This window comes from Curtobacterium sp. KBS0715 (assembly GCF_005938005.2).
Taxonomy (GTDB): Bacteria; Actinomycetota; Actinomycetes; order Actinomycetales; family Microbacteriaceae; genus Curtobacterium; species Curtobacterium flaccumfaciens.
The window spans coordinates 2,717,008-2,736,763 of the sequence record NZ_VCCA02000001.1; the positions used below are offsets into that span (position 1 = coordinate 2,717,008).

A 19,756-nucleotide genomic window follows, 5' to 3' on the forward strand; every position below is an offset into this window, starting at 1 on the left:
CATTTCGAGCCGCTCATCAGTTGTCCATAAGCCGTTCAGCCTGTTCTGTCATGTCCGGGCGCTCGGCCGGTTCCTGTGGGAGACCGACGATGTGGTCGAGCACCGCGGACGTGTCGGGATCGCGATCCAACCGGAGCGCACGGCGGAAAGCCCTGCGCTTGACGGCCAGATCGTAGGCATCGACGGTCGGTGTGAGCCATGCTCCCCGCCCCGGCATGACTGCCTTCGGATCCGCCACCACACGACCGTCGCTCAGGGCGACGACTCGGAGGAGGGAGGATCGGGAAGCGCGACGACGACTGCCGATGCACGTTCTGACGGGAACCACTCTACTCCTTGCCTCGGACGTGCGCGATCCGGCGCGCCCTCGCAGGGCGCGCCGGGAGCGAAACCGTCCTAGTCCTCGCCGTCCAGGATGGAGTCCGGCTGGATGTCGATGCGGGCACCGGTGAGCTTCGCGGCGAGGCGGGCGTTCTGCCCTTCCTTGCCGATCGCGAGCGACAGCTGGTAGTCCGGCACGAGCGCCCGGACGGCCTTCGTCGAGGCGTCGAGCACGAACGCACTCGTCACCTTGGCGGGCGACAGGGCGCTCGCGACGAACGACGCCAGGTCGGAGGAGTAGTCGACGATGTCGATCTTCTCGGCACCGAGCTCGTTCGTGACGGCCCGGACACGTGCGCCGAGCTCGCCGATGCAGGCACCCTTCGCGTTCACGCCGGGCTCGTTCGCCTTGACGGCGATCTTCGTGCGGTGCCCAGCCTCGCGGGCGAGCGAGGTGATCTCGACGACACCGGACGCGATCTCCGGGACCTCGAGCGCGAAGAGCTTCCGGACCAGACCCGGGTGCGTGCGCGACACGATGATCTGCGGGCCCTTGTTGCCACGGGCCACGCTCGTCACGTAGACGCGGATGCGGGAGCCGTGCGTGTAGGACTCCCCCGGCACCTGCTCTTCGGGCGGCAGGATCGCCTCGATCGTGCCGAGGTCGACGTGCACCATCTTCGGGTTCGGGCCCTGCTGGACCACGCCCGCGACGATGTCGCCTTCCTTGCCGCGGAACTCGCCGAGGATCTTGTCGTCGCCGATGTCGCGCAGGCGCTGGTTGATGACCTGCTTCGCCGCGAAGGCCGCGATGCGACCGAAGTCGCTCGGCTGGTCGACGGCTTCACCGATGACGGTGCCCTCGTCGTCGAGCTCGGGGACGTAGACGCTGACCTCGCCGGACTTGCGGTCGAGCTCCACACGCGACTGCGCGTGGGCCGGCTCGCCGTTCTCGTCGGCGTGCTTCTGGTAGGCGGTCAGGATGGCAGATTCGATGATCTGGACGAGCTCGTCGAACGGGATCTCCCGCTCGCGCTCCATGAGTCGCAGGACTGCGAGATCGATCTTCACCGAGGTGCCTCCGTATTCAGATGAGTCGCTCCTGCGGGGTGGAACTGCGCAGAAGTCGGCCACAAGCGTACCCCAGAACCAGGAGACGGACAGGAGGCCCGTGGCGGCGTCGCACCCCTCCCTCGCAGGCTCGGTCGGCGCGCCCCGCGTGGCGCTGGCGCGTCACCGCTGAGCGGGGCGCGCCCGTCCGTCAGGGGTCGCGTCTAGATCGCGCGGACCGCGTCGAGCAGGTCGGCCACCGGCACGTCGCGGCGGTCGCCCGTCGCGCGGTCCCACAGCTCGACGACGCCCTCGGCGGCACCGCGGCCGGCGACGACGACGATCGGCATGCCGAGCAGCTCGGCATCGCGGAGCTTCACGCCGGGCGACACCTTCGGGCGGTCGTCGTACAGCACGTCGAACCGCTCGCCCTCGAGCTCGGCGACGACGGAGGCCGCCAGCTCGTAGGCGACCTGGTCACGGCCGGTGGCGACGATGTGCACGTCGAACGGCGCGACGTTCTTCGGCCAGACCAGGCCCTTCTCGTCGTTGTGGGACTCGGCCAGGATCGCGAGGATGCGGGTCACGCCGATGCCGTACGAGCCCATCGTGACCGTGGCGAGCTTGCCGTTCTCGTCCTGCACCTTGAGGCCGAGCGCCTCGGCGTACTTCCGACCGAGCTGGAACACATGCCCGATCTCCATGCCGCGCGCGGTCTCGAGCGGGCCGGAGCCGTCCGGGGACGGGTCACCGGCGCGGACGTCGGAGACCTCGACGACACCGTCGGCCACGAAGTCACGGCCGGCGACGAGGCCGGAGACGTGCACGCCGCGCTCGTTGGCGCCGGTGATCCAGCTCGTGCCGTCGACCACACGGGGGTCGACGAAGTAGCGGAGGCCGGTGGCGCTGTCGGCGCCGAGTACCTGCGGGCCGATGTAGCCCTTCACCAGGCCGCGGTGCTTCTTGAAGTCGTCGTCGCCGGCGGCCTCGACCTCGGCCGGGGCGAACGACACCTCGGCGCGCTTCAGGTCGACGTCGCGGTCACCGGGCAGGCCGACGACCACGACCTCGCGCGTGCCGTCGAGGTGGGTGAGCGCGAGGACGACGTTCTTCAGCGTGTCGGCCGCGGTCCACGGGGCGCCCTCGCGCGGCGCGACCTGGTTCGCGTGGGCGACGAGCGTGTCGATCGTCGGGGTGTCCGACGCCGGCAGCAGCACGGGCTCGGGCTGGCCCTCGATCGGCAGCGACTCGGGGACGGGGGTGACGTAGGCCTCGACGTTGGCCGCGTAGCCGGCGGCGCTGCGGACGAAGGTGTCCTCGCCGACGCCGATCGGGTGCAGGAACTCCTCGGACTTGGAGCCGCCCATCGCGCCGGCGTCGGCCTTGACGATGACGTAGTCGAGGCCGAGGCGGGCGAAGATCTTCTCGTACGCGTCGCGCATGACCTGGTAGCTGCGCTCGAGGCCCTCGTCGGTGAGGTCGAACGAGTACGCGTCCTTCATGGTGAACTCGCGGCCGCGCAGGAGTCCGGCGCGGGGGCGGGCCTCGTCGCGGTACTTGTCCTGGATCTGGAACAGCGTCACCGGCAGGTCCTTGTACGACGAGTACAGGTCCTTCACGAGGAGCGCGAACATCTCCTCGTGCGTGGGGGCGAGCAGGTAGTCGGAGCCCTTGCGGTCCTGCAGGCGGAACATGCCGTCGCCGTACTCGGTCCAGCGGTTCGTCGCCTCGTACGGTTCACGCGGCAGCAGCGCCGGCAGCAGGACCTCCTGCGCGCCGGCGGCGACCATCTCGTCGCGGATGATCGCCTCGATCTTGGCGCGCACCCGGAGTCCGAGCGGCAACCAGGCGAAGATCCCCGGGGACTGGCGACGGACGTACCCGGCGCGGACGAGCAGCTTGTGGCTCGTCACCTCGGCGTCGGAGGGGTCGTCGCGGAGCGTACGGAGGAACAGATGCGAAAGCCGTGTGACCACGGGGCAAGCCTAGTGGCGGCGGGCCGACGGCGCGGGTTCCCGGCGGTGTCCCCGCCGCTGGGCGCGAGCCGCGCCGTTCGGCACGGTGCGAGGTTCGCTGGCCGGTGCGGCACCAGCCGCTGCGTGCGCGCCTGCAGGCTCGCACCGGGCGAGCAACCCGGCACGGCAGCGCGAAGCGCGCACCGTGCCGACCGGCGCTGGCGCGCGCGCCGACACCGCCCGACGACGGACCGGAGGCCCGGTGCCAGCTGGCACCGGGCCTCCGGTCGGAAGGGTGGTCGCGCCTACGGCGCCATGATCACCTGGGGCGTGCCCGTGGCGGCTGCCGGACCCATCTCGTCCGCGATGCGGTTCGCCTCGTCGATGAGCGTCTGGACGATCTCGGCCTCCGGCACGGTCTTGACGACCTGGCCCTTGACGAAGATCTGCCCCTTGCCGTTGCCCGACGCGACACCGAGGTCGGCCTCGCGCGCCTCGCCCGGGCCGTTCACGACGCAACCCATGACGGCGACGCGGAGCGGGACGGTCATGCCCTCGAGCCCCTTCGTGACGTCGTTCGCGAGCTGGTAGACGTCGACCTGCGCGCGACCGCAGCTCGGGCAGGAGACGATCTCGAGCTTGCGCTCGCGCAGGTTGAGCGACTGCAGGATCTGCAGGCCGACCTTGACCTCTTGCGCGGGCGGGGCGGAGAGCGACACGCGGATGGTGTCGCCGATGCCCTCGGCCAGCAGGATGCCGAACGCGGTGGCGCTCTTGATGGTGCCCTGGAACTCCGGGCCGGCCTCGGTCACGCCGAGGTGCAGTGGCCAGTCACCGGCTGCGGCGAGCTGCCGGTAGGCCTTGACCATCACGATCGGGTCGTTGTGCTTGACCGAGATCTTGAAGTCGTGGAAGTCGTGCTCCTCGAACAGGGAGGCTTCCCACACGGCGGACTCGACGAGCGCCTCAGGGGTGGCCTTGCCGTACTTCTGCAGCAGGCTCGGCTCGAGCGACCCCGCGTTCACGCCGATCCGGAGCGAGACGCCGGCGTCCTTGGCTGCCTTGGCGATCGCGCCGACCTGGTCGTCGAACTTGCGGATGTTGCCCGGGTTGACGCGGACGGCCGCACAGCCGGCGTCGATCGCCTGGAAGACGTACTTCGGCTGGAAGTGGATGTCGGCGATCACCGGGATCTGCGACTTCTTCGCGATGATCGCCAGCGCGTCGGCGTCGTCCTGCGTGGGCACGGCGACCCGGACGATGTCGCAGCCCGAGGCCGTGAGCTCGGCGATCTGCTGCAGCGTCGCGTTGATGTTGGTGGTCTGCGTCGTGGTCATCGACTGCACGGACACCGGGGCGTCGCCGCCCACGAGCACCTTGCCGACCCGGATCTGCCGCGACTTGCGACGCGGAGCGAGGGTTTCGGGGGACTTGGGCATACCGAGGTTGACTGCGGGCACGTGAGCACTCTACGCGCTCGGTCTGACCGTGCCGGGTCCGGTCCCCGTGCGTCCGTTCAGAGCTCCCTGACCGAGTCCACGACCGTGATGAGCGGGGCGTAGAGCCGCATCACCGCGAGCGCACGGTCGTGGTCCTCGTCGGTCCCGCCGGCGCAGGCGTCGGCCACGACGGTCACCGTCGCACCGGCGTCGGCCGCCGCCAGCGCGGTCGACAGCACGCAGCAGTCGGTCGAGACCCCCGTGAGCACCAGGTGCGGGTGGTCGCCGACGACGGCCTGGAGGCTCGTCCCCCACTTGCCGAAGGTCGGTTCCGTCACGACGGGGTCGTTCCGGTCCGCTGCCGCCGACGCGAACGGCTCGGTGAGCGCGTACAGCGGGTCGGCGTCCGGGACCAGTGCGAAGGGCCAGTCCCGGTAGTACGGCACCCACGCACCCTCGGGCTGCGCCGGAGCCACGAAGCGGGTGAAGACCGTGCGGCCGGTGAACCGCGGCAGGAGCCGCTCGATGCCGGCGCCGGCGTGGTCGTACCGCGGTGCGGCCCACGGGTTCTCGCCGGTGAAGACCTGCTGCATGTCGATCACGACGAGCCAGGCGTCGTCGGGGATCTCCTCGCTCATCGCAGGGCGTCCGGGGTGCGCAGTGCTTCCGGGGTGTGCAGTGCTTCCGGGGTTCCGAGTGCTTCCTGCCGGCGGATCGACCCGCGCGCGAACAGCAGCGTGCCGAGGAACCCGACGACCAGGGCGACGAGGACACCGAGGTTCGCGTACGCCCAGGGCCCCTCGCGGCCACCGAGGCCGAACGGGCCGAGCAGGTAGCCCTGCCAGTTGAGCCAGGACGGGACGCCGTAGGTGTTCGTCACCAGGCCCCACCCGAGCACGGTACCGAGCACGACGAGCGCGATGGGCAGCCACCGGACGTCGCCGTAGCGCCCGCGGCGGTCGTCGAGCTCGGCTTCGGCGTAGGCGCGTCGACGGAGCAGGACGTCGGCGACGAAGATCCCGGCCCACGCGGCGATCGGGACACCGAGGGTCACGAGGAAGGCCTGGAACGGCGAGATGAAGTCCTGCGCGAAGAAGGCGACGTAGACGGCACCGGCGACCATGATCACGCCGTCGACGCCCGCGGCGGCCGGACGCGAGATCTTCACACCGACGCTCAGCAGTGCGAGGCCCGACGAGTAGATGTCGAGGACGGCTCCCCCGACGAGCCCGAGGATCGCCACGATCGCGAACGGGATGAGGAACCAGACCGGCAGCACCGTCGTGAGCGCGCCGATCGGGTCGGCTCCGATCGCGTCGTTCAGGTCCGGTGACGACCCCGCCAGCATCACGCCGATCACCACGAGGACCGCCGGTGCGAGGGCACCGCCGAACGTCGTCCAGCCGACGACGCCGCCCGTCGAGGCGTTCCGTGGCAGGTACCGCGAGTAGTCAGCGGCGGCGTTCACCCAGCCGAGTCCGAACCCGGTCATCACGAGGACGAGCGCCCCGATGACGTTCTGCCCGCTGCCGGACGGCAGGGCACCGAGCGCTGCGAAGTCGATCGTCGGCGCGGCGAGCACGATGTAGACGACGGTCAACACGGCGGTGACGACGGTGATCACGGTCTGCAGGCGCATGATGACGTCGAACCCGGCGATGCCGGCTCCGACGATCAGTGCGGCGACCACGACGAGCGCGACGATCTTCGTCAGCACCCCGCCGTCCCAGCCGAGCTCGGTGAACACCGTCGAGGTCGCCAGGACCGCCAGCGCGGCGAGCGACGTCTCCCACCCGACGGTGAGGACCCAGCTGAGGAACGACGGCACCCGGTTGCCGCGGACCCCGAAGGCCGCGCGGCTGAGCACCATCGTCGGCGCGGACCCGCGTTTGCCGGCGATCGCGACGACGCCGCACAGCAGGAACGAGAACACCACCCCGATCACCGAGACGATCGTCGCCTGGGCCAGCGAGATGCCGAAGCCGAGGACGAAGGAGCCGTAGCTCAGGCCGAGGACGGAGATGTTGGCGGCGAACCACGGCCAGAACAGCCCCCTCGGGGTGCCCTTCCGGTCGGACTCGGCGATGACGTCGAGCCCCTGGCGTTCGACGGCGCGAACCTCGGGCGGGTTCGTGGCGGCTGTGCTCATGCGCTGAGCGTAGTGGCTCGGCAGGCCTACCCGAAGAGGTTCACCGGACGAACGATGTCGGCGTAGATGAGCAGGGCGCTCATGCCCGCCAGGAGCACCACGACCACCATCGTCAGCGGCATCGTCTTCGCCAGGTCGATGGGCCCCGGGTCCGCCTTGCCGACGAGCTTGAACGACCGTCGCTTGATCGCTTCCCACAGCGCACCCGCGATGTGTCCGCCGTCGAGCGGCAGCAGGGGCACCATGTTCAGCACGAACAGGCCGATGTTGAGCGAGGCCAGCAGCCCGAGGATCGTGTACGCCTTGTCGACCACGGGGACACCGCTCATCGACGAGACCTCGCCGATCGCACGGCCGACGCCCACCACCGACACGGGGCTGTCCTGCGACCGCTCCTGGGCGCCGAACGCGGCGTTCCACACCGCGACCAGGCGCTGCGGCAGGTCGATGATCAGGTGCGCCGACGCCGCGATCTGGGCGCCGGTCGCGGGCAGCACCTCGGCCGGGGACTGCCGCACCAGGGACTGCCCGATGCTGACGCCGACCACGCCGACACGCTGGGTCTTCGTGGTGCCGTCGTCGTTCTTCACGACCTTGCCCTCGGCGTCGTAGACGTCGCGGGTGGCGGTCGTCGGGGTGATCTCGAGGGTCTTCCGGGCACCGTCGCGCTCGACCACCACGGTGACCTGCTCACCGGCGGACTCCTGGAAGACCTCGGAGACGCGGGTGATCGTGGGGTCCTGCTCGCCGTTCACCGAGAGCACGACGTCGCCGGACTCGATGCCCGCCTGCTTCGCCGGGGACACGGCGTCGCCGGGCGAGCACTCGGTCGTCCGGCTGTTCGGCAGCACGCACCCGACGCTCGACGTGAAGGTCGTGGTCGGCGCCCCGAACCCGCACAGCAGGACACCGAACAGCACGATGCCGATCACCAGGTTCATGGCCGGACCCGCGACCATCACGATGATCCGCTTCCACGGCGTCAGGCGGTAGAAGGCACGGGAGTCGTCGCCACCGGAGTCCGCGATCTGCTCGGCGCTGGCCTGGCGGGCGTCCTGCACGAACGCGCCGTACATGCCGGTGTTCGTGATGGCGTTCGCCCGGCCCGAGGCGCGCGGCTTGAGCATGCCGACCATCGAGATGTACCCACCGAGCAGGATCGGACGGATCCCGTACTCGGTCTCACCCCGCTTGAACGACCACATCGCCTTGCCGAAGCCCAGCGAGTACTGCGTCACCTTGACGTTGAAGAGCTTCGCGAAGGACAGGTGTCCCAGCTCGTGGAGTCCGATCGAGACCAGCAGGCCGATGATGAAGACGACCACGCCGAGGACGAAGAGCAGGACGGATTCGACGGTCACCGGGAAAGAGTACGGGACTGATTCCATGACGGAGCCGAGCGCCGTCTGAGAGGTGATGTGGGCCTCCCGTTCGTCGCCGTCCGCGGTCTGCCACCGCCGCGTCGGACGGGAGGCGCGACTCGCGTCAGCGGGTCAGCGCGCGGTCCGCAGCGGTGCGCGCCCACTGCTCCGCCGCGAGCACGCCGTCGAGTGACGGCTCCCCCGCGGTGTGCTCCTCGACGATGCGCTCGACCGTGTCGACGATGTCCAGGAAACCGATCGCGCCGGCGTGGAACGCGGCGACGGCCTGCTCGTTCGCGGCGTTGAACACGGCCGGGAACGTCCCACCCAGCTCGCCCACCCGCTTGGCGAGGGTGACGGCGCTGAACGCGTCCTGGTCGAGGGGTTCGAACGTCCACGTGCTCGCGGTCGTCCAGTCGAGCGGCACGCCGACGCCGGGCACCCGGTCCGGCCAGGCCAGGCCGAGTGCGATCGGCAGGCGCATGTCCGGCGGCGACGCCTGGGCGATGGTGGAACCGTCGACGAACTCGACCATCGAGTGCACGATCGACTGCGCGTGCACGGTGACGTCGATGCGGTCGTACGGCACGTCGAAGAGCAGGTGGGCCTCGATGACCTCGAGCCCCTTGTTCACCAGGGTGGCGGAGTTCGTCGTGACGACGAGCCCCATGTCCCAGGTGGGGTGCGCCAGCGCCTGGGCAGGGGTGACGTCGCGGAGCTGCTCGCGGGTGCGCCCGCGGAACGGGCCCCCGCTCGCGGTGAGGACGAGCCGCTGCACCTCGGTGTCGACGCCGGAGCGGAGCGCCTGCGCGATCGCGGAGTGCTCGCTGTCGACGGGCACGATCTGCCCGGGTGCCGCGGCCTGCTGCACGAGGGAGCCGCCGACGATCAGGCTCTCCTTGTTCGCGAGGGCGAGGGTGGCACCGCTCTCGAGTGCAGCCAACGTCGGACCGAGCCCGACCGAACCGGTGATGCCGTTGAGGACGACGTCGGCCTTGACGCTCCGGACGAGCCGTTCCGAGTCGGCCGCGCCGAACGCGGTGTCGCGCACGCCGAAACGGGCGGCCTGCTCGGCGACGAGGTCGCGGTTGCTGCCCGCGGTGAGGCCGACGACCTCGAACCGGTCGGGGTTGCGGGCGACGACGTCGAGCGCCTGGGTGCCGATCGAACCGGTGCTGCCGAGGACGATGATGCGTCTGCGGGCCGGACCGGTGCTGCCGAGGCGACCGTCCGTCACGATCAGCCCTTGGCGAGGATGTCGACCACGAAGACGAGCGTGGCGTTCTTCGGGATGCCCGAGCCCTCCTGCGGGTTGGCGCCGTAGGCGTCCTCCGGCGTGGCGACGATCAGGACCTGTGAGCCGACCTTCTGCCCGACGAGCCCGGTGACGAAGCCCTTGATGAGTGCGCTCTCCGACACGGTGAAGGTGGTGGGGACGCCCTTCGACCACGAGGAGTCGAACTCCTTGCCCGTGTCGTAGACGACGCCCTTGTACTGCACGAGTGCGGTGTCGCCGTCGGCGATCGCGGAGCCGTTGCCCTGCTTGAGGACCTCGACCGTGGTCTTCGTGGGTGCCTTCACGCCGTCGGGGATCGTGATCTCCGGCTCGCCGCTCGACTTGTCCTTGACCGTGGGCAGGGCCGGATCTTGGTCCTTCGGGGTGCCGTTCGCCTTGGTGGGGGTCTGCGCGACGACGTCGGCGACGACCACGATCTCGCCGCCGGTGTTGAAACCGAGTGCCGAGGACTGTCCGACCGCGGCGATCCGGTCGCCCACCTTCGAGCAGGCGAGGAGTGCGCCGAAGCCCGACCCGCCGACGGACAGGACCTGCGGGTTGCCCTCGTCGAAGCCGACGGTGCCGAGCTTCTTGGCGTCCGACGTCTTGTACACGCTGTACGACACCTGCGCGTAGTCGCCCTCGTCGAGCGCCGCACCCTTGCCCTTCACGAGCCGGGTGGCCTGCGGCGTCTTCGCGGACAGGCCCGAGACGAACTCGACGGTCGGGGCCTTCGTCCCACCGAACGACCCGGTCGCCTGGACGGCGTCGGAGGCCTTGCCCGGGTCGGGGCAGGAGGTGATCGCCGAGGCCGTGGCGCTGGCCGACGGGGTCGGCGAGGCCGAGGACCCGTTCGAACCGGAGCCGGAGCAGGCGGCGAGTCCCAGCACGACGGCGGGGACGATGGCGATCGGGAGCAGGCGGAGACGCTTCACGAGGACCTAGTCTGCCCCACCAGTCGAAGAGTCCCCTGCCAATGACGCAGGTCGGACGACCAGCCGCGGCTCGTGGTGCACCGGGAACGCCACGGAGCGCGCGATGAAGCAGAGCTGGTTGGCGGTGACGTGTGCGGCTTCGGCGTCCGCGACGCGATCGGCCTCGAGGATCGTGACGACCGGGTGCAGGGTCGCCTCGGTCAGTTCACCCGAACCGTCACGGTTCAGGCGGAGCGACGCGGTCGCGGTGTCCTGGTAGTCCACGACGGTGAAGCCCTTCGTGACCGCGACGTGCAGGTAGCTGAGCATGTGGCACTGGGCCAGCGCCGCGACCACCATCTCCTCGGGGTTCCAGCGGTCACGGTCCCCGCGGAACGTCGGGTCGGCGGAGCCGGGGACGTCCGGCTTGCCCGTCGCCGAGACCACGTGCTCGCGGCCGTAGTCGCGGTACCCGGACGTGCCGGTCCCGCGGTCGCCGGTCCAGCTGACGGAGACCTCGTAGGAGTGGTCGTGCACGGGTGCGCCCCTTCGCCTTGGCTAGCATGGCGGCATGACGGTGAGCCCCGAAGTCCGCAGTGATCGCCATCCTCTCACCGCCGACGGTTCCGTCGAGCTGGCGGTGCTCGAACGCTCAGGGTTCGACGAGAGCCGACACGTCGGCGCCGGCGTCGTCGTCGACGCGACCGGCACGGTGATCGACTCCGTGGGTGACGTGACGGCGAGCATCTACCCGCGGTCCACCATGAAGCCGTTCCAGGCACTGGCGGTCCGACGCGCCGGCGCGCTGTTCTCGGACGAGGAGCTCGTCCTCACCACCGCGAGCCACGCCGGGACCGCGGCGCACCAGGCGCTCGCCCTGCACATGCTCGAGTCCTTCGACCACGTCGAGGCCGACCTCGGCTGCCCGCCCGACATGCCGTTCGACCGCGGCACCGCCCGCACGATGGACGGACCCCGCCGTCTGGCGATGAACTGCTCCGGCAAGCACGCCGGTATGCTCGCGGCCTGCCGGGTGAACGGGTGGGACGAGCCCACGTACCTCGACATCGAGCACCCGCTGCAGCAGCGGGTGCGTTCCGTGGTCGAGGAGTACACGCACGAGACCGTCGACCTGGTCGGCACGGACGGCTGCGGCGCACCCGTGTTCCCGCTGACCCTGACGGGGCTGGCACGCGGGTTCGCCGGTGTCGTGGCACGGGCCGACGACGACTCCGCCGCGCTGACCGACGCGGTCCTGGCCCACCCGTGGGCGATCGACGGTGTCGGGCGTGCGAACACGGTCACCATCGAGCGGCTGCAGGTGCTGGCGAAGCTCGGTGCCGAGGGCGTCATGGTCATGGGGTTGCCCGGCGGTGCCGCGGTGGCGGTGAAGGTGCTCGACGGCTCGCAGCGGGCCGGCACCCTGGCGGCACTGGCCCTGCTCGAGCGGAACGGGCTCGTCGCGTCCGACGGCGTGGCCGAGGTGCTCGAGGCGACCGGTGAGCGGGTACTCGGTGGTGGCGTCCCCGTCGGTACGGTGCGCGTCGGCGCCGGGCTGCGCTGATCCGTCGCGGGTGCTGATCTCGGGTCCGCGCTGATCATCCCGGGTCCGCGCTGACCGGGTCGGGGGCGAGGACCGGCAGCGCCGGGGACACGCGGACGGCCCTGTGGCCGTCGAGTCGACGGACGGAGCAGCCGTACCGCGAGACCTCGACGGTGACGTCCCGGTGTCGGGGCGCTGCTCCGAGTCCGGGCACGAGCACCACCGTGCCGTGCGGTCGGCCGTCGATGCCCATCCACACCGCGACCGAGGTCCCCGACGGGAGGGTCTCCACTGGCGGGATGGTCGGGGTGGTCGAGGTGGTCGAGGTGGTTGAGGTGGTCGGGGACGGATCGTCGCTGCCGGAGCCCGCGGCGTCGAGGAGTCCTGGCGCGACGGCCCACCGCAGATCGTCGTCGGCGTGGACGGCAGCGACGCGGAGCTGCTCGGCGAGCCCACGGAACACCGCGACGGCGAGTGCTCCGGCCCCGACGACCACGATGTGGGAGCAGGCGTCGACGCGGAGCAGGTTGCCGCCCGAGCCGTGCCCGAGGACGAGTGCCGGGGTGCCGTCATCGTCCTCGGGGGTCGTGCCGGTCGGCTGCTCCAGCGAGCCGAGGGGGTCCGCCGCGGCGGGCTGGTCCGGCCCACCCGGCGCAACGACCTGGGCCGCACGGGTTCCGGTACCCAGCGGCGCCGATCGGTGCAGCACCACGTCGACCAGGGCGCAGCACGCGCCCGCGCCGAGCAGGACGCTCTGCCCGGCACCGCTGATCGGCGCGAGGACACCGGCCACGACGAGCGCGACCGCTGCCCCCACGATCACACAGCGGGCGGCGAAACGGGACATGTCCCCATCGCACCAGGTGCGAACGGCCCAGCGCTGGTCCGCGACGGGATCTGTGGAGAAGTCGCCTACTGCACGAGGAAGAACTGCTCGCCGATGTCGACGCGGGCACCACGCTCGACGCGGTACCGGCGACCGGGCTCGCAGCGGCGGATCGATCCGTCGATGTGCCGGACCACCGTGCCGTTGCCGGAGAACCGGTCGGAGACCCACAGGTCGTCGCCGTCGCGGCCGAGCTCGAGGTGGGTCTTCGACACGGACTTTCCCGGATCGTGCACGGTCAGCAGGTCGTCGTACCGCTCCCCCGGCTGCGGTCGCGGCAGGCGGCCGAGCAGGCCGGTGCCGTGCACCCCGAGCCGTTCACCCGTGCTGAAGTGCAGGACGAACGGCGCCCGGGTCGGCGTCTTCGCGACGATGCGGGTCTCGTCGACGTCGTCGTCGGGCGCCTCGGCTCCGGCGTTCGACTCCGACGGGCTCGCCGGCGGGAGCGGCAGCGCGGGTCCGGTCGCTCCCGGGATCGGGGGCAGCGGCGCAGCCAGGGGCGCACCGGCCGTGGTGGCGGACGGCGCGGAGGACGGGACGGTCACGGAACCGGGCACCGGCGGGATCGAGGTGCGCGGCACGGCGGACGCCTCGGGTTCGCCGACCGGGGCAGCGTGCGCCCGTCGGGCGCGACGGCCCGAACCGGACTGCTCGACCCCGGCGCGGACCGGCTCATCGCCCTGCTCGTCGTGCGCAGCGAGTTCTCCGGCACTGTTCTCGTCGGCGCTGTTCTCGTCGGCGCTGTTCTCGTCGGAGCCGCTCTCGTCGGACTCGTCCGCATCGTCGGCTGTTCCGGACGTCGTAGTGCCGTCAGACCCATGGGTGCCGTCAGACACATGGGTGCCGTCAGACCCATGGGTCTCGTCGGAGCCTTCTGCTGCCCAGTCGGGTCGGGTCATCGGCAGGGGCATGACCGGGCCGGTGAAGGCCGCGGTGACCGCCGGACGGACGGCTCCGCACTCGCCGCAGAAGATGTCGTCGGGCTCGAGCCGGTTGCCGCAGACGTGGCAGATGGTCGTCTCGTGCATGCCGGGGGTGACGAGCGGGGCCGGACGCGGCGGCCGTCGGTCGATGAGCGGCTCGACCACGGCGGTGTCCCCGGGCTGCGGGGGCGACACGACGGCGGGCTGGTCGTCGGCGGCACTCGTCTCCGACGCCGCCACGATCACCTCGTCGCGCTCCGGCTCGGAGCCGGGCAAGGCATGCTGTGCGCCCTGTGGGTCCTGTCCGTCCTGTGGGTCCGACGCAGGAGCCGCGGAGCCCTGCTCGGCGACCGGGTCGGCAGGTGCTCCTGGCACCGGCGGAACGACCGGCTCGGACGGCGTCTCGGCAGCCGGGGTACCACGGCCCACCCACCAGGACGGACCGGCGGGTGCCGCTGGGGGTGCGGTGGCGGCCGGCGGTGCCCACACGGGCGGAGCCGTCTCTGCGGTGTGCGGGGGCGCGACGGGCTGCTGCGCCGTCTGCTCCGGACCAGGTGTCGCGGCATCGCGCACCGGGGCCGCGGGCGTCGCCGGGCGACCGGGAGCCGGGGCGATGCGGGTGCGTTCGGGGTCGTCGGCGTCGAGGGGCTCGGACGGGTAGGCGTCGGGGTCGAGAGCCGGCTCCCGATCCGACTGGCCCGGCGCGCCCGACCAGTCCCCGAGTCCGGATCCGGCGCCGTGCACGTGGGAGGGTGCCTGGCGCGGCGCGAAGTCGTCGGGACGCTGCACCGGCACGGGTGCCGGAGGTTCGGTTCCCCGGCGGTCGGCACCGGTGAGCCAGGCGCGGGTGGCGGGGTCGAGCGTGGATTCGGGCAACCAGGCGTCGGAGGCCGGGTCGGACCGTCGGCCGTGCGCGTCGGGCTGCTGCAACGGTGGCGGCGGTGCCTGTTCGACGGGGGTCGGCGCGACCGGGCGACGGCTCGCCGCGGCGGTGACCGCGCGTCCGCACTCACCGCAGAAGATCGCTCCGTCCGGGAGCATCGATCCGCAGTGTTCGCATCTGATCACGTGGTGCCTCTGTCCTCACTCGGCCGTCCACGACGCTCGTCCGGCCTCTGGACATCGTAGTCGCCGTGCCCCGACGCAGTCTGGCCGTCGGTTCCACGACGCGACCGTGCCGTCGGACGACGCCCGGTTCCCCGCAGCGACCGGAGCGACACGGCGGTGCGGAACCGCTCCCGCCGGGTCCGCCCGGTCCGGAGCGAACCGATCGCGTCGTCCGTCGCCGCCCACATGCGATCGGCGGTGGTCTGGTCAGCGTCGCTCGGACCGAACACCGCACGGTCGGCCAGCGCCGCCAGTCCGGTGCCGCCGTCACCCGGTGCACCGACGACGGCTTCACGCCGGGTGGCCGAACGCCGCACGTCGTGCCCGCGGTCGAGCAGCGCGTCGCGGTACTCGTCCCAGGCACCGACGATGCGACCCCGGTGCGTGGTGGCGTTCCGGCGTCGTCGCCGTCGCAGTCGCTTCAGCAGCATGATCACGGCGAACGGCAGCAGGACGATTGCGACGACGCCGAGGGTCCCGAGGGCCCAGGGCAGCACCGCGAGCAGGATCCGGAGCCAGAGCGGCTGCACCGGCGGCGTGTTCCGGTCACTCTCCGGAGGCGTCTGCTGGTCCTGGTCCTGCTGGTCCACCGGGGGCGGCGGCACGACCGTCTCCGGACGGGTCACCGGCTGCGGGGTCTGCTGCTGCTCGTCCGGGATCTCGCGCACCTCGGGGTTGGGGTTGAGCATCACCCACCCCCACTGCGCGGTGTCCACCTCGATGCGGGCCGTGACGTCGGACCCGCGGAAGGTCGTCGTCCCGCCACGCGCTGCGGTGCCGTCGCTGCCCGAGTCACCCCCGGCCGTGAAGCCCATCACGACCCGCGCGGGGAACCCGATCTGGTCGGCCATCAGCGCGGCCGCCGCGGCGTACTGTTCCTGGTCACCGATCATCAGGGGCGCGGTGAGGAGCTCCTGGACACGGTCGGCACCGTGGCCGGACCGGCTCATCCGATCGTCTCCGACACCGTGACTGACGTACCCCTTCCGCTGCAGTGCCTGCACGGCGGCGAGGAGCTTCGCTCCGGGTGCCGAGACGTCCTTCGTCGTCGACTCCACGGTGTCCCGCACGGCGTCGGGGACGTCCCGTGCGGTGGGGACGGCGGCGTTCCCCGGCCGCGCGGTGGCCAGCTGCCGTTCCGTCGGTTGGTCGGGCAGCACCGCCGTCAGGTCGTAGGACGTGCCGTCCCCCACTCCGCCGACCACGGCGCCGGTGCCGGTCGACCCGTTGTAGAAGAACGCGCCGCGCTCGTCGTCGGCGTCCTGCCCGGTGAACTCCACGCGCTCCAGGTCGCCGACCGTCGGCAGCCACACACCGCGGTACCCGTCGACCGTCACACCGACGTCGACCGTGGTGCCCCGGACGCCACGGACGTCGACCGAGGTCGGCACGCGTTCGAAGGTGCCCGAGCCCGCCGAGCCGTCGGCACCGCCGACCCGGTAGACCACGCCGTCGTAGGTGTCGAGCGTCGCGATGCGGACGAACCCGCCCTCGGGCAGGCCGGTCACCCGGAGCTGGGTCGCGTCCGAGGCGGTGGATTCCTCGTAGGCGCGGAACCCGCTGAGCGGACTGACGTAGTCGCGGGGGTCGAACGGCTTCACGACGTCGGTGCGAGCGACGGTGCGGTCGCCGGAGGGCGGTGCGACCAGGCCGAGCCCGGTCGCGACGACCGCCGCGGCCACGATGGTGCCGGTGCCCACGAGCGCGGGTCGGACGATGGACCGTGCGACCGGCACGCGGGAACCGATGGTGGTCGCGACGGCGACCGCGCGACGCGCGTGCCGGACCGTCAGCGCCCAGACGAGGGCGAGGCCGACCAGGACGACCGCCGTCACGATCGAGGTGTCGAGCCGGCTCGGCCCGACGACCACGCCCACCGCGAAGAGCACCAGTGCCGGGATGCTCGCGAGTTCCTGCCTGGAGGCGCGGGTCGCCACGCTCACGGCGGTCACCGTCGCCACGAGCAGCGTCACGAAGTACGGCACGAGGAGCGCTTCGTAGGAGCCCACCGGAAGGCTGATGGTCACCAGCTGCTTCCAGCCGAGGGCGACACCGGCGAAGAGATCGAGGAGTCCGTGTCCGGTGGGCAGCAGGCCGTTCGCCTGGCTCGGCACGGCGGCGGGAACGCCGGTCAGCGTGAACGCGGCGACGGTCGCGATCGCCACGACGGCCATCGGGAGCCGGAGCAGGGTGCCGAGGAGCGCGACGACCGTCCCGATGACGATCGCCGTGACCGCGGCGGTGATCATCGCGCCGTCCCGGTACACCGGCCACCAGGATGTGCTCGCGACGGCCAGCAACAGCCAGACCGCCAGTGTGCCACCGGCGAGGCGGAACGGGACGAGCCGGCGGGCATCGCGACGGTCGGACCGTCGGGTCGAGCGTCTCGCGCGGTCCGGTGCCGGCGCCGGGGCCGGGGTGGTCACGGGTGCGGCGCTCATGCTGCCGACGCCGATCGGTGCAGGGCGTGCCGGAGGTCGTCCAGGTAGCCGATCGTCATCACCGTCAGACCCGCGACACGCAGGAACCGCGGCTGGGCCTCCGGCTCGCAGATCACCGCGACGACCTCCACCCCGACGGGGAACCGCGTGGCCGCGAGTCGGAGCGCGGGCAGGCCGACGGTCGAGCCCACGACGAGGAACGCGACGGAGATGCCGTCGGTGTCGCTCCCCACGATCCGGGAGACCTCGGCGATCGGCAGGCACGCGTCGGCGAGGCCGACCGAGGCGAAGTCGTCGAGCAGGCGCGTCGGCGTGACGGTGGGGAGCGTCCGGACGGCGTACACCGCGCGCTTCGCGAACTCCGGCGTGCGCTGGGACACCACCACCGAGACCTCGCGGCCGTCGCGGATCGCCCGCGCGCCGAGGGACGCGGCCGCGCTCACCGCGAGCTCGAACTCCTCGTCGTCGGCGAACTCACCGCGCGCGATGCCGAGCGCGACGACGAGGTGCGAGCGGCGGGTGTCCTCGAACTGCCGGACCATGAGGGCGCCGGACTTCGCGGTCGACTTCCAGTGGATGGTGCGCGGGTCGTCGCCGGGCATGTACTCGCGGATGGCGTGGAAGGCGATGTCCGCGGGCGACAGGTCCGTGGTCGCCTGCCCCTCGAGGTCACGCACCAGGCCGGTGCTCGTCGACGGGATCGCGATGGTGCGCGGGTGCACGATGACCTGCTCGCGGGCGGTCCAGACGAGTTCGCGGCGGACGAGTCCCACGGGGTCGGCGCGGACCCCCGTCACGGGACCGACGTCGAGCACCCCGCGGCGGAGCGTCGGGACGGGGATCTGCCGCTCGAAGGTGCCGTGCGGCCCGATGGCCGGGATCGCGACGTCGACCAGACCGGACCCGACCGGCACCTCGACGGTGGTCGGCACCGACGGCAGTCGCGTGGGGTTCTCCGCCGTGATGATCACGCCGGCGTCGTCACCGACGGCGACACGGTGCTGCGGCAGCCGCATCCGGATCACCAGCCGCGATCGGCCGATCAAGGCCACCGCAGCGACCACCGCGAGCACGGCGCCGGCGAACCCGACCACGACGATCTCCCGAAGACCGAACCGGTACCCGGCCACGAACGCGACGAGCGTCAGCGCGGCGACCGTCCACCCGAGCCCGGTGACGACGGACGAGACCTCGCCCCAGAGACGCAGGACGAGCCTCCAGGCCGTTGCCCAGAGCCGGACGATCCCGATGACCGCATCCGCTGCGACGCCCTCGCGGTCACCGACGATCCGCGTCCGGACGTTGGTCATGCCGGTGACCGTCCCGGTGCGCTCGTACGCCGTCGTGCCACGACGCGACCGCGTCGAGGACGGACGGCGCGAGCGCGTGGAGACGGGCCGGCGGTCCGTCACGTCGTGACTCGGTCGGCGGGCGGCGGGGTCTCCACCAGGAGCTGCGCGATGACGCTCGGTGCGCTGACGCCGTCGAACTCGGCCTCGGCGTCGAGCACCAGGCGGTGCGCGAGGACCGGGACGGCCAGCGCCTTCACGTCGTCCGGTGTGACGTAGTGGCGACCGCTCAGCGCCGCGAGGACACGGGAAGCGCGGATCAGGCCCATCGCCCCGCGGACGCTGACGCCGAGCCGGACCTCGCTCGCGGAGCGGGTCGCGTCCACCAGGCGGGCGACGTAGTCGGCGATCACGGCGTCGACGTGCACGGTGCGCGCCAGGGCGGCCATCTCGGTGATGGTCGCGGCGGGCACGACGCTCGCCAGCGGGACCGACGCCGACGGAGCCGACGAGGTCTCGAGGATCTTCACCGTCGCGGCGTGGTCCGGGTAACCGATGGACGTCTTCATGAGGAAGCGGTCGAGCTGCGCCTCGGGCAGGCGGTAGGTGCCGGCCTGCTCGATCGGGTTCTGGGTCGCGATGACCATGAAGGGCGCGGCGAGACGGTGGTTGACGCCGTCGACCGTGATCGCGGACTCCTCCATCGCCTCGAGCAGCGCGGACTGGGTCTTCGGGCTCGCACGGTTGATCTCGTCGGCGAGCACGATGTTCGCGAAGACCGGCCCGCGGTGGAAGTCGAACTCCTGCGTCCGCTGGTCGTAGACGCTGATGCCGGTGATGTCGCCCGGCAGCAGGTCGGGGGTGAACTGGATGCGGTTCGTGGTGCCCTGCACGCTCTGCGCCATCGCTCGGGCGAGGCTCGTCTTGCCCGTTCCGGGAACGTCCTCGAGGAGCAGGTGCCCCTCGCTGAGCATCGCCGTGACCGCGAGGCGGATCACGAACGTCTTCCCGAGGAGCACCTGCTCGACGTTGGTCACGATGCGGCCTGCGACGTCGGCGAACCAGGTGGCCTGCTCCGGGGTCATGCTCATGCGGGGTGGTC

The 19,756-nt window shown here is 71.7% G+C and carries 16 protein-coding genes; 1 reads left to right on the plus strand and 15 read right to left on the minus strand.

The features are described 5' to 3' along the window. Positions 1 to 16: 16 nt before the first annotated feature. The 10 genes from FFG40_RS12965 to FFG40_RS13010 all read right to left on the minus strand — a co-directional run bounded on the left by FFG40_RS12965 (position 17) and on the right by FFG40_RS13010 (position 11,002). On the minus strand, positions 17 to 328 hold the full coding sequence (locus FFG40_RS12965; RefSeq protein WP_031259737.1) for a YlxR family protein: 312 nt from the start codon (positions 326 to 328) through the stop codon (positions 17 to 19). Positions 329 to 396: 68 nt separating this feature from the next. After that, positions 397 to 1,392, minus strand: a complete 996-nt coding sequence (nusA, locus tag FFG40_RS12970) for a transcription termination factor NusA (protein WP_027465762.1) — start codon at positions 1,390 to 1,392, stop codon at positions 397 to 399. A gap of 203 nt (positions 1,393 to 1,595) precedes the next feature. Beyond that, positions 1,596 to 3,347 carry a proline--tRNA ligase gene (locus FFG40_RS12975; protein WP_138803586.1) on the minus strand — a complete coding sequence of 584 codons (1,752 nt, stop codon included), beginning with the start codon at positions 3,345 to 3,347 and terminating at the stop codon, positions 1,596 to 1,598. Between the two features lie 284 nt (positions 3,348 to 3,631). Next, the gene (ispG, locus tag FFG40_RS12980) at positions 3,632 to 4,786 is read right to left on the minus strand and encodes a flavodoxin-dependent (E)-4-hydroxy-3-methylbut-2-enyl-diphosphate synthase (RefSeq protein WP_173034028.1); all 1,155 of its coding nucleotides are present in this window, start codon (positions 4,784 to 4,786) and stop codon (positions 3,632 to 3,634) included. 56 nt (positions 4,787 to 4,842) lie between these two features. Then, positions 4,843 to 5,403, minus strand: coding sequence for a cysteine hydrolase family protein (locus tag FFG40_RS12985; protein ID WP_138803587.1), 561 nt, complete (start codon positions 5,401 to 5,403; stop codon positions 4,843 to 4,845). Next, positions 5,400 to 6,914, minus strand: a complete 1,515-nt coding sequence (locus FFG40_RS12990; protein WP_138803588.1) for a cytosine permease — start codon at positions 6,912 to 6,914, stop codon at positions 5,400 to 5,402. Before FFG40_RS12990 ends, FFG40_RS12985 begins: the two co-directional genes overlap by 4 nt. 26 nt (positions 6,915 to 6,940) lie before the next feature. Further along, positions 6,941 to 8,275: an RIP metalloprotease gene (locus FFG40_RS12995; RefSeq protein WP_185974180.1), complete on the minus strand. Its 1,335-nt coding sequence runs from the start codon at positions 8,273 to 8,275 to the stop codon at positions 6,941 to 6,943. A 124-nt stretch (positions 8,276 to 8,399) separates the two neighbouring features. Next, on the minus strand, positions 8,400 to 9,512 hold the full coding sequence (gene dxr / locus FFG40_RS13000; protein ID WP_138803590.1) for a 1-deoxy-D-xylulose-5-phosphate reductoisomerase: 1,113 nt from the start codon (positions 9,510 to 9,512) through the stop codon (positions 8,400 to 8,402). A gap of 2 nt (positions 9,513 to 9,514) precedes the next feature. Beyond that, entirely contained in the window at positions 9,515 to 10,486 is a 972-nt protein-coding gene (locus FFG40_RS13005) for an FKBP-type peptidyl-prolyl cis-trans isomerase (RefSeq protein ID WP_138803591.1), read from the minus strand. Positions 10,487 to 10,492: 6 nt separating this feature from the next. Beyond that, positions 10,493 to 11,002 (minus strand): OsmC family protein, encoded by a 510-nt coding sequence (locus tag FFG40_RS13010; protein ID WP_138803592.1) that lies wholly within the window; start codon positions 11,000 to 11,002, stop codon positions 10,493 to 10,495. 34 nt (positions 11,003 to 11,036) lie between these two features. Here FFG40_RS13010 and FFG40_RS13015 point away from each other — a divergent pair, with 34 nt between their 5' ends. Continuing rightward, positions 11,037 to 12,029, plus strand: coding sequence for an asparaginase (locus FFG40_RS13015; protein WP_138803593.1), 993 nt, complete (start codon positions 11,037 to 11,039; stop codon positions 12,027 to 12,029). Between the two features lie 34 nt (positions 12,030 to 12,063). Here the strand turns inward: FFG40_RS13015 and FFG40_RS13020 are convergent, their stop codons facing one another. The 5 genes from FFG40_RS13020 to FFG40_RS13040 all read right to left on the minus strand — a co-directional run bounded on the left by FFG40_RS13020 (position 12,064) and on the right by FFG40_RS13040 (position 19,745). Next, entirely contained in the window at positions 12,064 to 12,855 is a 792-nt protein-coding gene (locus FFG40_RS13020) for a hypothetical protein (RefSeq protein ID WP_138803594.1), read from the minus strand. Between the two features lie 65 nt (positions 12,856 to 12,920). Further along, entirely contained in the window at positions 12,921 to 14,885 is a 1,965-nt protein-coding gene (locus tag FFG40_RS13025) for a zinc-ribbon domain-containing protein (protein ID WP_138803595.1), read from the minus strand. Then, positions 14,882 to 17,365, minus strand: coding sequence for a DUF3488 domain-containing protein (locus FFG40_RS13030; protein WP_138803596.1), 2,484 nt, complete (start codon positions 17,363 to 17,365; stop codon positions 14,882 to 14,884). The genes FFG40_RS13025 and FFG40_RS13030 overlap by 4 nt, the downstream gene beginning before the upstream one ends. After that, the gene (locus FFG40_RS13035) at positions 17,362 to 18,675 is read right to left on the minus strand and encodes a DUF58 domain-containing protein (RefSeq protein ID WP_260678874.1); all 1,314 of its coding nucleotides are present in this window, start codon (positions 18,673 to 18,675) and stop codon (positions 17,362 to 17,364) included. The genes FFG40_RS13030 and FFG40_RS13035 overlap by 4 nt, the downstream gene beginning before the upstream one ends. A gap of 98 nt (positions 18,676 to 18,773) precedes the next feature. Beyond that, entirely contained in the window at positions 18,774 to 19,745 is a 972-nt protein-coding gene (locus FFG40_RS13040; RefSeq protein ID WP_027465773.1) for a MoxR family ATPase, read from the minus strand. Positions 19,746 to 19,756: the final 11 nt, after the last annotated feature.